We start from the raw sequence: 408 nt of genomic DNA, 5'->3' as shown, positions 1-408 counted from the left end.
GGTGTCAGGCTCGGTGGCAGGGCTGATCGGACCAGCGGGACTCGACCCCGCCATCGTGAAGAAGCTCAATGCGGCGGTAGGCACCGTCACGGCAAATCCGAAGTTCAAGGCCACGCTGGTCGCTCAAGGGACCGAGCCAATGGCCTCGACGCCTGAACAATTCCGAAAGCTGATCGAAGAAGAGAATCAGCGATGGTCGGCGCTGCTCGGCGCGGCCGACAAGACAAAGTAAAAGCCGCTTCGTATTCACCATACTCTCCAGCACATCCCAGAAAGGACACACCATGGCTGACACAATGCAAATGAGCAAAAGCGAGATCGTCGCCGCTTCGCTCAAGACGATGCAGACGGAACTCCGGGCTGACAAGATGCCCCTGCGCGAGGCCGTCGCGGAAACCTGCCGAGTCC

1 protein-coding gene is annotated in these 408 nt (G+C 59.8%); it reads left to right on the top strand.

What is annotated here, in order from left to right:
* Nucleotides 1–232: tripartite tricarboxylate transporter substrate-binding protein (locus tag AB4Y97_RS21055; RefSeq protein ID WP_442000984.1), on the top strand; the 232-nt coding region annotated here is incomplete at its 5' end.
* Between the last annotated feature and the right edge of the window lie 176 nt (nt 233–408).

Origin of the sequence: Microvirga sp. 2TAF3 (assembly GCF_052114965.1) — a bacterium.
GTDB lineage: Bacteria > Pseudomonadota > Alphaproteobacteria > Rhizobiales > Beijerinckiaceae > Microvirga.
Note: the sequence above shows the minus strand (reverse complement) of the source record. Positions and strands in the feature narration are given on the sequence as shown.